This window comes from Brucella pituitosa (genome assembly GCF_003049685.1).
GTDB lineage: Bacteria > Pseudomonadota > Alphaproteobacteria > Rhizobiales > Rhizobiaceae > Brucella > Brucella pituitosa.
Window position 1 is genome coordinate 300,801 of the sequence record NZ_PYSY02000002.1, and the last position, 12,929, is coordinate 313,729.

Sequence of the window (12,929 nt, forward strand, 5' to 3'; positions counted from 1 at the left end):
GGCTTTCGCAGAGCACCAGAAAAACCAATAAAATGGGCTTATAATTGAGGTAATGGTGTCGGAGTTTTGACTGGATGGCGCTGTAAAATTGTAAATATTGTCAAAGTGAAATTTTGACGCTATTTTGTCATGAGTTGTAAATAGTCGTCTGTCGGGTTGGGAGGACCATGATGAGCGAGCGCAAGATATTCGCCGGGCCACGCATCAGGCGCATCCGCAACGAGCGAGGCTTGACCCAGACGGCCATGGCCGAGGCGCTTGGCATTTCGCCGTCTTACCTGAACCTGATTGAGCGTAATCAACGACCACTGACGGTGCAGCTTCTGCTGAAGCTCGCCAGTGTTTACAAGCTCAATCTCGACAGTCTTCAAGCTGAAAGCGGCTCCACGATCACGGGTCTGAAGGAAGTCTTTTCCGATCCGCTGCTGACCGGCGAATTGCCAGGCGATCAGGAGCTGGTCGAAATAGGCGAGGCCGCGCCCAATGCTGCCGTCGGTATCATGAAGCTTTACCGTGCCTATCGCGAACAGCAGCAACGCCTCTCCGATCTGTCGCAATTGCTGTCGCATGAGGGAAGTGGGGCGGAGCTTTCTGCGACGCGCCTGCCGCTCGACGAAGTGCGCGATGTGATGGCGCGGCGCGCCAATCATTATCCACGTATCGAGGAAGAGGCGGAGAGCTTTTACGCATTGCTTAAGCCCGAAGGTGATTTGTCGGGTGCGTTGAAAGAATGGTTACGGCGCGAGCATGGCATCACCGTGCGCACGTTGCCGGTCGCCACCATGCCAAACTGGCGCAGGCGTTATGACCGGCATTCGCAGCGACTGTTTATATCGGAGCGATTATCGCCTTTTGATCAGTTGCTGGAAATTGCCATGGAAGCGGCACTCGTCCGTATGCAGGTGATGATCGGCGCTGAAACGGAAGGGCTGAAACTCTCTTCCAGTGAAGCAAAGCGCATCGCCCGGTTCGAACTGGCACGCTATGCGGCGCAGGCCTTAATGATGCCCTATCGCCAGTTTCGCGATGCAGCCGTGCGTGCGCGCTATGATATTGATGTTTTGCGCTCGCGCTTTGGCGTGTCGTTTCAGCAGGCGGCAAGCCGGCTCACAACGCTTCAGCGGCAGGGTAATTCTGCTCTGCCGTTTTTCTTGATGGAAATCGACCATGCGGGCAATCGCTTGCGCATGGCTGGTGCCGAAGGGTTTCCCGTCCGATTTGGTGGGCAATGCCCAAAATTGCCGGTCTATTCAGCTTTCGCGCAGGCAGGGCAGGTGCTGGTTGAACCGGCAGAGCTGCCGGATGGTTCCGCTTTCCTAACGATAGCGCGAACGCTTGAAGGTCCGCATGGCGCTTTCAACGAGCGTCCCCGACGAACGGCTATTCTTCTTGGTTGCTCGCTCGATGCAGGTGCAGAGACGATTTATGGCGCGAATAGTGCTCCCAGCACGGAAATTGGTCCGGCCTGTCGGCTTTGTGAGCGGCAGGGCTGTATCACGCGTGCGGAGCCTCCGCTTACTCGCCCATTAGGACTTGATGAAATGGTAGCGGGACTTTCAGCATTTGACTTCCAGTAGAGCCGCGATATTTCGGCCCGGAACGTGTGCACCACAACTTTTTATGTTCGTCTTGTCATCAGCCGGTTGACGAATGCTGCACAATCTAAAAAGGTAGTAACTGAAACAGTTTACCCACCCTTGAGCTGTGCCGGGAATGACGGTGCAGAATGGAGCACGCGATGAGGATGAAATCCTTTCTTCTGGCGACAACTATGGTCTCTGGTCTCGTAGCCGCCGCCGTATTTCCCGCAAGTGCGCAGGAGCGGGTGGTTAATATCTATAACTGGTCGGATTATATCGACGACTCGATCCTTAAGGATTTCACCAAGGAAACGGGTATCAAGGTCGTTTACGACGTTTATGATTCCAACGAAATTCTCGAAACCAAGCTTCTCGCAGGTGGTAGCGGCTACGATCTCGTCGTGCCGTCAGGTGAATTTCTTGGCCGTCAGATCCCGGCAGGCGTGTTTCTGAAACTCGACAAGGACAAGCTCCCGAACCTCAAGAATATGTGGGACGAAATTTCGACCCGCGCTGCGACCTACGATCCGGGCAACGAATACTCCATCAACTACATGTGGGGCACGACCGGTATTGGCTACAACAAGGCCAAGATCAAGGAAGCACTCGGCACCGATACGATTGACTCGTGGGATGTGCTCTTCGATCCGGAAAAGTCGGCAAAACTTAAAGGCTGCGGTATTTACCTGCTCGACTCAGCCAGCGAAATGCTGCGTCCGGCTTTGAATTATCTGGGTCTGGACCCGAATTCGCCATCACCCGACGATCTGGAAAAGGCACAGGAACTCTATCTGAAAATCCGTCCAAATATCCGCAAGTTCCATTCGTCGGAATATATCAATGCGCTGGCGAACGGCGATATCTGCATGGCGGTCGGTTATTCGGGTGATATCTTCCAGGCCCGCGACCGTGCCGAAAAGGCCAAGCAGGGCGTAGAGATCGGTTATTCGATCCCGAAGGAAGGCGCGCTGATGTGGTTTGACCAGATGGCGATCCCGGCAGACGCAAAGAATGTCCCTGAAGCGCTCGAATTCATGAACTATATCATGCGTCCGGAAGTAGCAGCCAAGGCGTCGAATTTCGTATTCTATGCGAATGGTAACAAGGCCTCGCAGGAATTCATCGACAAGGAAATTCTTGATGACCCGGCAATTTATCCGAGCGACGAAGTGCTGAAGAAGCTGTTTGTGCCGACGCCTTATGACACCAAGGTACAGCGTGTTGTTACACGTGCCTGGACCAAGATTGTCACAGGCCAGTAATAGTTAAATCGTAAGACGGCTATATCAGCCGATGCGAGATAATCGTTGGAATTTGGGAGCGGCTCACTGTTAACACAGGAGAGCCGCTCTACGTCTTACCAATCTACATCAATGGCAGGCTGCGGTCTGTGGATCGGGTTCCTGATAAGTCGATAGGGGAACGGAATGGAATCTTTTGGCAGCTTTCGCCGCAAATTCGCACCGTGGAATGATCCGGCAGCGAAGCCTTATATTTCTTTTGAGAATGTGACGAAGGTATTTGGCGATTTTACCGCCGTCGATAATCTGTCACTCAATGTCTTCAATCGTGAATTCTTTGCGCTGCTTGGTGCTTCGGGCTGTGGCAAGACCACGCTGATGCGTATGCTGGCAGGCTTTGAAGAGCCGACGTCCGGGCGCATTACGCTCGACGGGCAGGACATGCGTGGTATTCCTCCCTATAAACGCCCGGTAAACATGATGTTCCAGTCCTATGCCCTGTTCCCGCATATGACTGTTGAAAACAACATCGCGTTCGGTCTCAAGCAGGACGGAATGGCGAAATCGGAAATCGATGCACGCGTCGCTGAAATGCTCAAGCTTGTGAAGCTTGAGCAATATGGCAAGCGTAAGCCGCATCAACTTTCCGGCGGTCAGCGCCAGCGCGTGGCACTTGCGCGCTCCGTTGCCAAACGGCCCAAAGTCCTGCTGCTTGATGAGCCGCTTGGCGCACTCGATAAGAAGCTGCGTGAGGAAACTCAGTTCGAACTGATGGATTTGCAGGTCAAGCTCGGCATGACCTTCATGGTCGTTACGCACGATCAGGAAGAAGCGATGACCATGTCCGACCGTATCGCGGTGATGGACAAGGGGCGCATCATGCAGGTTGCAACGCCTGCGGAAGTTTACGAAGCACCGCGTTCAAAGTTTGTGGCCGACTTCATCGGCAATGTGAACATCATTGAAGGTGAGGTGGTAAAAGCTGCGAATGGCGAGGCGGAAATCGCCACTGAAAAATTCGGCTTCCATATTCACACCGAAACCCGTGAGCAGCTTAATCCGGGTCAGAAGGTCTGGTATGCAGTACGGCCTGAAAAGACCCGTATTACCCGCGACAAGCCGGAAGATGCATCGGTAAATGCGGTTGAAGGCGAGTTGTGGGATATCGCATATTTCGGCGATATGACCGTATTCCACGTGCGCCTTGAAAACGGACGCACCATCAAGGCCGCAAGCCTCAATGCCGTGCGCAAGACCGATAACCCACTTGGCTATGATGATCGTGTATGGGTCTCATTCGATACCGACGCCGGTCTGGTGCTAACGGCTTAAGGAGGGGACGCGCATGCAAAAGCTGATCGCCTCCATAACCAGTCGCCTCGTTATTGCAGTTCCATATTTTTGGCTGCTGCTGTTCTTTTTGGTTCCGTTTTTCATCGTCTTCAAGATTTCTCTGTCTGAAGTCACGATGGCGATCCCGCCCTATCAGCCAACTGTTGATATCACACAAGGTTTCGCGCTTGCTTGGGAGAAGGTGAAACAGTTCTCCTTCGACAATTATTTCTGGCTACTGGATGATCCGCTTTACTACAAAGCGTATCTGTCGAGTGTCCGTATCGCAGCGATTTCAACCGTACTGACGCTGTTTGTAGCTTATCCGATGGCCTACGGTATAGCGCGTGCACCAACATCAATCAGACCCACACTTCTGATGCTGGTGATCCTGCCCTTCTGGACATCGTTCCTGATCCGCGTTTACGCATGGATTGGAATTCTGAAACCAGAAGGCTTGCTCAACCAGTTTTTAATGTGGTTGAACATCATCGATACACCGCTCACCATCCTCAATACGGACACAGCGGTGTATATCGGTATCGTTTATTCCTATTTGCCGTTCATGGTTCTGCCAATCTATTCGTCTCTCGAGAAGATGGACTACTCGCTGATCGAAGCGGCACAGGATCTTGGTTGCACCGCTATTGGCGCGTTCTGGAAAATTACTTTCCCTCTATCGCTTGCGGGCGTTCTTGCCGGCTGCTTCCTTGTCTTCATTCCCGCTGTAGGTGAGTTTGTTATCCCGGATCTGCTAGGCGGTTCACAGACGTTGATGATCGGTAAGACAATCTGGAGTGAGTTCTTCTCCAACCGTGATTGGCCAGTTTCATCAGCCGTCGCCGTCGTGCTCCTTCTGTTGCTGATCATACCGATTGTGATCTTCCAGCAAGTGCAGGCGCGTCAGCAGGAAAAGGGGAAATAGGCCATGAACACGAATTGGTCCCGTTTCAATATCGCCTCAGTCGCACTTGGCTTTGCCTTCCTTTATCTGCCGATTGTTCTGCTGGTGATCTACTCATTTAATGAATCTCGTCTGGTCACTGTTTGGGCGGGCTTCTCAACGAAATGGTATGTCGAACTGTTCCGCAATCAGGCGCTGATGGATGCGGCGTGGGTGACAATCCGCGTTGGTCTTCTGTCGGCAACAGTCGCTACCGTACTTGGCACGCTGGCAGCGCTTGCATTGACCCGTTACACGCGGTTTCGCGGGCGTATCTTGTTTTCGGGTATGGTCTATGCACCGCTGGTTATGCCGGATGTCATCACGGGTCTGTCACTGCTTCTTCTGTTCGTTGCGATGAATTTTGACCGTGGTTTCTGGACGGTAACGCTTGCACACATCACCTTCTCAATGTGTTTTGTGGCGGTTGTTGTGCAGTCTCGACTGGTGAGCTTTGATCGCTCGCTGGAAGAGGCGGCAATGGATCTCGGTGCGCCGCCGGTCACGACCTTCATGAAGATCACCCTGCCGGTGATCCTGCCTGCAGTGGTTTCTGGCTGGATGCTGGCCTTCACGCTCTCGCTCGATGATCTGGTGATTGCAAGCTTCACGTCTGGACCGGGTGCAACCACGCTGCCGATGAAAATCTACAGCCAGGTTCGCCTTGGGGTTACGCCTGAAATCAATGCGGTCTGTACGATCCTGATCGCTCTGGTGACAACGGGTGTTATCATCGCTTCGGTTGTTAACAAGCGTCGCGAAGTGCAGCGCCGCCGCGATGAGCAAGCTGCATTCAGGCTGGGATAACTCTTAAGCGTAATGGGGCGGTTTTACTGCCCCGTTGCACTTCCTGTCGATGATGGGGAGATAAATGGCCTATCCCATGAGCCGCCGACAAAGAAATGCAACGGTGGCTTGGTGGGCGCTGCGCCGACCTGCTGGCCGTCGGTGTTTTCTTGCTGTTGCTGCGGTTGGCTTTCAGGGAAGATCACTTCGCCGCTAAGCGCCAGACTGCGATCAACAAACGGAACAATACCAGCAAGATTAAGTGTGCCGTCGGTCGTTCCAAGGCGGGCATTTTCGAGTGTTGCTACGCCGTCGGAAAGGTTGGCTTTGAGGTCAAGGCGATTGAAGGCGAGCGAAACATTTTCCTGCCGTTCAAGTGCGAAGAAGCCCTGACTCTGAGCCTTCGTTAGAAAATCCTGTACCGAGAAGCCTTGCATCTGGCCATTGTTGAGCTGCACGGAAACATTGCCTTGCGCACCGGTCAACAGTGCTGACCAGCGGTTTGCCGGGCCTTTCATGAATAGTGAGGCATTGCCTTTGCCATTGACGAATGGCTTGTCGACGCCCAGCGCTGCGAAGAGCTGCGAACTATCGATATCCGACGCGTTGAAACGGAGTTCTCCAGTGGCAGTTTTAAGATCGCGAACGATCTGCAGATTAGCCTGAAGTATGCCGTTAAAAGCCTTGGCGTCGCCAATATCGAACATCGCGCGGCCGCCCCTGATCTGCACAGCCGCCGCTACGCCGGTCATGGATACGGGACCAGCAGTGGCAGTTTGTGCTGATAGGCGCAGGTCAAGTTCAGCGCGATCGATAAAGCTGGTATCGATATTGTCCTGCCCGCTCTGATCGCGCTCATTCGGCGGACGAGGCCGGTTGTCTGGCAACGGCACGAAGATGGAAAACAGCCGGCGCAGATCAAGCTTATCAAATGCAAGCGTGCCGGTTACAGCGGGGGTATCTTGCTCAAATCCGATTTCGATCACGCCTTTGGCCGGGCTCTCATCTGTGGTCATTTCCACATTATCGAACTTCAATCGACGAGGTGTTGAGGTGATCGTTGAATCGAGAGAGAAGACACCAACTTCCGTGCTACCCGCGACAGGAGGTAGTCCTAGCCAGCGAACTGCATTGCTTAGGGAAGGGGTTTTGGCACTCAACGCGCCTTCAAAGAAGCGATCGTTGGAGATGTTGGCCTTGCCTTCAAAAGTAATGTTGACCGGGGTGGAAGTGAAACTCGCCGTAACATCAGACGTACCGCCGGCAAGGAGTGGCAAAGCCTGCGATGCAGTCACGTTGAACTGGGTGTTCTCCCCGCGCCATAACGCGCTGCCACGGAGTGTCGCCGCGCTCGACGTGCGGGGCCATTCCAGAGTAGCGTTCAATTTGGTAATCTGTTGATCTTCCTTCGGTTCCTCATCGGAATCTGGACGATTGAACGAGACCGTCCCATCTCGGATTACAACGCGGCCGAAAGGCTGTGAAGCTTGCTGTGCAGCAAGCGTTTTGTCGTTCTCGCCACTCTGCTGCAATGCACGCTGAGCACGGATCGCCGTGCCAAGACGTCCGTTGGAATTTGCAATCGCATCGAGAAGACCGGAGAAGTTATCGACTGGACCACCGATGTTGAAATGCGGTCTCACAATCTGTGTTTCTGAGAATGACAAACGCCCCATCAGTGCATCAAGGGGCGATAGTTCGACCTCTATCCGGTTGGCGCTCATGAATGGCTTGGCGCCTTGCTCGGAAAGCTTGCTGAGTGTCACGCCTTCAAGCGAGGCACGCAAAACCGGGAACACGCGAAGACGCGGTGCTTCACGCAATTCAACACTATAGCCGGTCCACGCACTGATTTCCTGCGCCACTCGAATACGGATTGAATCTGTAGAGACGATAAAAGGTATAAGGGCCAGCAGCGTTGCCACGGCCGCCGCGCTAAGAATGATGATCGCAACAATAAGGCGCGTAAATCTGGGCCAGCGCATCAACCATCCTATCAGTGAGAAACAATACGTAATCTAAACCAGCACTGTGGCAAAGCAAAGCCGTCCATGCTGATTCTGACATATGGTTAAACAATTGCTTCCAGGAAATTAACCCTGATTTTACAGGAGTTTCCAATGCGTAAATTCCGAACCTTAATTTTAACAGGCGGTTAACCGGCTATGCGTCATAAAAAGTGCAACACTGAGTAATGATTGAGCTGCCATCAGGCCTCATTCGCGATTGCTTTTGTGTCTCTTTGTCTCTGATATTCTCCAACGCTGGTTTTTACCGGCGTTTTTTTTGATCAGAGCGCTGTGTTCACAAAAGATCGCTCTAAGGGCTTAAATTGTGCAGAAGTAAAAAAGCCCTCCATACGGAGGGCTTAAAATTGTTAATCCGCGAGAACACGGGTCGGCGGAAAGATGATTTCCACCACTGTGCCACGTCCGGGTGTCGAATCTATCGCAAACTGCGCACGGTTCGCTTCAACCATCGCTTTTGTAAGTGGCAGGCCTAAGCCCGTACCTTCATTACGCCAGTCTTTTGCGCTTTCGGTTTGTCTGCGTTGCATGGCGTTGACCTGACGGAAGGGCTTCAGTGCCTGTTCAACTTCGGCCTTTGTCATGCCTACGCCCGTATCGCGAACGCGCATGACGACATCGCCGTTCAGTTCATAATTGGTCGAGACGATCACTTGTCCGCCGGTTGCAGTGAAGCGAACCGCATTAGACAACAGATTGAGCGCTACCTGCTTGATCGAACGTGCATCGGCAACGATATCAGGCAAGTTCGACTGGAAGCTCGAGCGGATAATGACGCGTTCACGGTTTGCCTGCGGCTGCATCAGAGCAATGGCTTCGCCGATTGCATCATTGAGCGAAACCGCCTCAAATTGCATATCGAGTGCGCCGGCTTCGATCTTGGAGATATCGAGCAAGTCATTGACCAGTGCCAGCACATGATTGCCTGAACGGTTGATGTCGCGCAGATAATCGCGGTAGCGATCATTGCCGATCGAGCCGAACTTCTCGTCGGCCATCAACTCGGAAAACCCGATAATCGCGTTAAGCGGCGTGCGAATTTCGTGGCTGATACGGGCCAGAAAGTCAGTTTTCTGGTTGGATGCGCGCTCAGCTTCCTTGCGCGCATTCGTCAGCTCTTCTTCTGTACGTTTCCATTGCGTGATGTCGCGCAGCACAGCACAGAAACCGCTCGTGTGCGGAAGTTTGCCCATGGTCATGAAGAGTGGGATGAACCCGCCCTGAGCTTCGCGACCGATTACTTCTCTACCGTCGTTCAAGACGCTCAGAACACCGTTTTCGGACAGCCCGTGCAGATAATCCATCGCTGCACGCTGGCTCTCGATTGCAAACAGCATCGAGAAGAATTTGCCTTCGGTGTCGCTCCGGTCATAGCCGAAAAGAGCGGCGGCCGAATGATTCATGGAGCGAATGCGACCTTCCGGATCAATCAGCACAACGCCATCTGTTGCCGTATCTAGAATGATCTTAAGTTCTTCGACCTGTGCTTTAAGCGCCTGCTTTTCGATATGTTCTTCGCTTGAGGTCTCAGTCTTTGCTGGCACCTCAACTTCGATAGAAGCTGGAGCAACTGGCATAAGGCTCAGCATAAGTGCACGACCGTTGCGCCAGCCAATGGCGTTCAGATGCGCATCCACCGGTTCTTCACTGCCATCTGCACGGCGCAATACCATACCCTGAGGGCTGCCGCCTTCATCGCTGTCACTGTTGAACAATGCCTGGACGCCACCTGCATCATGGATGTCTTTGAGCGTTTCATAACCTGTCAGGTCAAGAAGTGCCTGATTGACATAATGAACCTCGTCGCCCGAATGGATGATGACGGGGATAGGCAGATTAGCGAGCAGTGCCGTCTCATCGGCACGGTGTTTCTGGTCTGGCTTTGCAACTTCTGGTCTATCGTCCGCTGCAGGCAAATTTTCAGATACTACAGCAACGGGCGCGGTACGCTCTGCTGCTGGTTGCGGTTGTTCAATCTTTTCTGCTGGCTTTTCTACAGGCTTTTCGAGCGATGCATCGCCGTCCTGACGAGAATTTGCCAGTCCCTGCTTGCGCAGACGGTCAGCAATTTCTCGAAATGCATTGCGCTCGGTCGCGGTCAACCCGCCTTCGGGGCGCTGCTCTTTGCCCTTGAGCTGCTTTGCCTGATCTGCTTCCACTTTTTCGCGTGCGGCTGCATTCAGAAGCTCAATGACCTTGTCGGACTCACGACGACCGGGGTTCGGCGTCAGCTCAAACGGCAGGGTCGTTGTAGCTGTGGTCTGGTGTTGAGTATCTGGATGATCGTCATTGGCAACTTCCTCAGAAAGCGCCAGAACATCGTCGTCGCCATCGGCGCTCAACACATCCTGTATTGAGGGGGGCGTTTCGCGCTTCTGCGGAATACCACCAGCGAGCACAAGGCCGAGTGTCTCGGGGTCTTCTTCCGCATCTTCAGGGCGAACAAGGCCAAACCCACGGAAGCCGATGAATTCACGATCACGCGAATAAACGGGCAGGGCGGCAAGCTCAACCGGCACACGAAGATTGGTGCCCTCCACAGGCCAGAGCAGCTTTTTGCCAGACCAGGTGTCGCGCTTCTCCAGAAGCGAGCCGATGCTGCCATCCGTATCGAAGGCAAAAACATTGGCGACTTCCGCAAAGCGTCTGCCAATCACATCAGCCGCGTTTGGCCCGATGATGACGCCGAGTTCCGGTGAAATTTCCGTAAACGTTCCAGCCGCATCAGTCTTCCAGATAAAGCGGGCAGGTGGGCCGTTGCCATCGAAGACAAAGCTTTTCGGCTCAGTTCCCTTTGCTGCAGTCTCATCCTCATCCATAATTACTTCAGTAGTCGCTTGCGCATCATCGGTCTTTGCAGGCGCTATGGCTGCTTCGCCGACAATGCAGATAAGATGTATGGCTGGATTATCGGTAAGCCGTGCAATTGCGCCCGGAACGGAGCTTTTACCTGCACGAATGCGGCGCTTTACGATCCGGTCACTGGCATCGCCTGCTTCAACAATAAGATCTTCAAGCGTTGACGCGGAAATATCGAGGGCTGCGAAGCGCGGACTTGACGCGACGACCTTCGCTTCAGCATCGACCAGCGCTACATGTGTCGCGTTATCCCCGAGACCGGAAATAATTACGTCAGGGGCTGCATTCTGTTTTTCGACAGCGAGCAACAGAGCTTCGATGCCGTCGGGCATTGTGAGGTGGGAAACTTGAAGGCGAGTGAGTTCTGAACGCATGCCAGCACCAAGACGCACAGCAACTACGCGCGGTGCGATGTCGGCTTCGTTGCTCGAGCTCATGATTTGACGACGGGTTGCAACTGGTAGGTCGAGTTCGTCACCGATGACGTCTTCGATCCGTTCATAACCGAACAGTTTGGCACCTGGACCATTGATCCATAGAACGGTTGAAAGGTCGCGCGTCAGTACGAGCTGCGCATCGCCCTTGGCAAAGCCTTCGCGGATATGATCCAGCGCGGCAATGTCGATGAAGGGGTATGATCCTGACATACCGGTCCTTTACCTGTTCTTCCGACCACCCAAAGTGCCCTTTAACGACCTGTTAATAAGCTTCTTGCGGGTTCGGGTCCATATTCCCATTCGATATGGACCTCATTTTCTGTTCCATTAGTTAATGCGGGCGCGGCAATTTTATGTGTCGAGCCATTATCCAGCTTTGTGCACAGGCATGCATAAAACATGGTAATCAAAACCCGTCTAATTTTAACGATTGGGCCGCTTTGGCTAACAAACGTGGATTTCTTCAAAAAAGATCATTGTAATCACTTGCAATGTGGATCGATTCTCCGTATGTGACCCCCTGTCGACGGACACCACAAGCGAGTTCGTTGAGATTTAGGTACGCGGTCGTAGCTCAGTTGGTTAGAGCGCAGGATTGTGGCTCCTGAGGTCGGTGGTTCGAATCCACCCGTCCGTACCATCTAATTTTCCCTAAGTATTCGATTTTATTGCGCAAAAAAGTTTGTGCAAAGCACATAACGTACAAAGTCTTATGTTTGCGCCACATTTTGCGCCACACGCATCAAAGCTACTTCTTGATTTGCAAATCCCTCAGGTGCTCGCTCTTAAAAGATGATGCTGCGAAATAGCGTTTCTGGTGGTGCCTTCACGTCTCGAGAGAACAATTCCTTTCTCTTCGAAACTGCTTTTGCCCGTCGTATTCGGCTGAGGTGATTACAAGCGGTGTTGCATCGTTGGTTGCGGCCATCAACCAGGCTAGCGACATAGGGCTTTGGCATATCGTAATCATGGCGACAGTCATTGCCGTCGCCATGTTGATCCTTGTTGGCAAACTGGAGCAAAAGTTCCTTCGGACAACAGCGAGCCGAGTTGAACACCTCACCTATAAGAAGCGGCTTAAAGCGGGGCGAGAGCCTGTTCGATTGTGTCCTTGAGCGCGAGCCGTTGTTTGCGCAGGTTTGTCTCTTCTTCCTGGCTGACAGGTGCGATCTTGGTTTCCGCGCGGTGGATACGGTCATTCACCGAATCGTACTCTTCAAGGATGCGGGCAAAGCGCGGGTCTGCTGCCTTCAACGCATGAATCGTCACTAGCTTTCCTGGAAACTCCTCACCGAGAGTGTGTGGTGTATTGGACATGTTGTTCTCCTTCCTTTGATAGGAAACAGGTTGGCAGTTGTCCGACGGAGTCTCATTGATCCCGATCAATAGGGAGGAATATCAGCACATGCAGATAGCGCATGGCTGGCATGCAAAGTTTGATGTTCAAACGGAGGTTGAACATTACCATCTTTAGGGGGCGGACCAGTAGAGCGTCCGTGATGGAGATGAAAATGTTTGCCCGTTTTAACAACCGTTTCGGTCGTGCTTTTGCGCAATTCGGCAGTGCCGTCCGCGCGTCTGCTGCCCTGCGTGTCGGTCATCAGCCGATGGCAAGAGACCTTGAGACGCTCGGCATCGATGTGGCTCAGTTCCGTAAAATTCATGACTAAGCTAATAATTGCTTATTGAGGTAAAGCCCCGGTTTCCCCGGGGCTTTTTTGCTT

General features: G+C 53.0%; 9 protein-coding genes and 1 tRNA gene. 7 read left to right on the forward strand and 3 right to left on the reverse strand.

Going from position 1 to position 12,929, the window contains the following annotated elements:
* Positions 1-170: 170 nt before the first annotated feature.
* The 5 genes from C9380_RS13755 (at position 171) to C9380_RS13775 (ending at position 5,903) form a co-directional block, all read left to right on the forward strand.
* Positions 171-1,577: a helix-turn-helix domain-containing protein gene (locus C9380_RS13755; protein WP_036566778.1), complete on the forward strand. Its 1,407-nt coding sequence runs from the start codon at positions 171-173 to the stop codon at positions 1,575-1,577.
* Between the two features lie 161 nt (positions 1,578-1,738).
* Positions 1,739-2,842, forward strand: a complete 1,104-nt coding sequence (locus tag C9380_RS13760; protein WP_024896403.1) for a polyamine ABC transporter substrate-binding protein — start codon at positions 1,739-1,741, stop codon at positions 2,840-2,842.
* 165 nt (positions 2,843-3,007) lie between these two features.
* Positions 3,008-4,153, forward strand: a complete 1,146-nt coding sequence (locus C9380_RS13765; RefSeq protein WP_024896402.1) for an ABC transporter ATP-binding protein — start codon at positions 3,008-3,010, stop codon at positions 4,151-4,153.
* A 13-nt stretch (positions 4,154-4,166) separates the two neighbouring features.
* Positions 4,167-5,078: an ABC transporter permease subunit gene (locus C9380_RS13770; RefSeq protein WP_024896401.1), complete on the forward strand. Its 912-nt coding sequence runs from the start codon at positions 4,167-4,169 to the stop codon at positions 5,076-5,078.
* Between the two features lie 3 nt (positions 5,079-5,081).
* The gene (locus C9380_RS13775) at positions 5,082-5,903 is read left to right on the forward strand and encodes an ABC transporter permease (RefSeq protein ID WP_024896400.1); all 822 of its coding nucleotides are present in this window, start codon (positions 5,082-5,084) and stop codon (positions 5,901-5,903) included.
* Between the two features lie 23 nt (positions 5,904-5,926).
* On the opposite strand, the gene C9380_RS13780 is transcribed toward C9380_RS13775, so the two are convergent.
* Positions 5,927-7,867: an AsmA family protein gene (locus C9380_RS13780; protein WP_128093795.1), complete on the reverse strand. Its 1,941-nt coding sequence runs from the start codon at positions 7,865-7,867 to the stop codon at positions 5,927-5,929.
* A gap of 392 nt (positions 7,868-8,259) precedes the next feature.
* Positions 8,260-11,415: a cell-division control histidine kinase PdhS gene (pdhS, locus tag C9380_RS13785; RefSeq protein WP_128093796.1), complete on the reverse strand. Its 3,156-nt coding sequence runs from the start codon at positions 11,413-11,415 to the stop codon at positions 8,260-8,262.
* A 353-nt stretch (positions 11,416-11,768) separates the two neighbouring features.
* On the opposite strand from pdhS, the gene C9380_RS13790 reads away from it, so the two are divergent.
* Positions 11,769-11,845, forward strand: a tRNA-His gene (locus C9380_RS13790).
* Positions 11,846-12,282: 437 nt separating this feature from the next.
* Here the strand turns inward: C9380_RS13790 and C9380_RS13795 are convergent.
* A complete protein-coding gene (locus C9380_RS13795; RefSeq protein WP_100556899.1) occupies positions 12,283-12,522 on the reverse strand; it encodes an HP1242/YdcH family protein in 240 nt (79 codons plus the stop codon).
* A 194-nt stretch (positions 12,523-12,716) separates the two neighbouring features.
* Between C9380_RS13795 and C9380_RS26875 the strand changes: the two genes are divergently transcribed.
* Entirely contained in the window at positions 12,717-12,875 is a 159-nt protein-coding gene (locus C9380_RS26875; RefSeq protein ID WP_162531416.1) for a hypothetical protein, read from the forward strand.
* Positions 12,876-12,929: the final 54 nt, after the last annotated feature.